The sequence below is a fragment of the Pseudoalteromonas fuliginea genome, assembly GCF_000690055.1.
Taxonomy (GTDB): Bacteria; Pseudomonadota; Gammaproteobacteria; order Enterobacterales; family Alteromonadaceae; genus Pseudoalteromonas; species Pseudoalteromonas fuliginea.
This window is the reverse complement of the sequence record NZ_JJNZ01000265.1, coordinates 1-331: the sequence shown is the minus strand read 5'-3', so window position 1 is coordinate 331 and position 331 is coordinate 1. Positions and strand designations below refer to the sequence as shown.

Genomic DNA, 331 nt, shown 5'->3' with positions numbered 1-331 from the left:
GGCGTTGATATTCTGAAACAAGGCGGTAACGCAGTTGATGCTGCCGTAGCCGTGGGATACGCACTCGCAGTTACCCTTCCTCGTGCTGGTAACATTGGCGGTGGCGGCTTTATGTTGGTTTATTTAGCCGATGAAAAACGAACTATTGCTATTGATTATCGTGAAATGGCGCCAAATAAAGCACATCGCGATATGTATCTTGATGAAGACGGTAATGCCAATGCCCGCTTATCACGCTTTCACGGCCTCGCTGTAGGTATTCCAGGTACTGTCATGGGCATGCAGCACGCCCTAAAAAAATACGGAACCATGAGCACTAAGCAAGTTATTG

The 331-nt window shown here is 47.7% G+C and carries 1 protein-coding gene; it reads left to right on the top strand.

The features are described 5' to 3' along the window. A partial coding sequence (locus tag DC53_RS0121155; protein ID WP_033032747.1) for a gamma-glutamyltransferase occupies nucleotides 1-331 on the top strand: 331 nt, incomplete at both ends.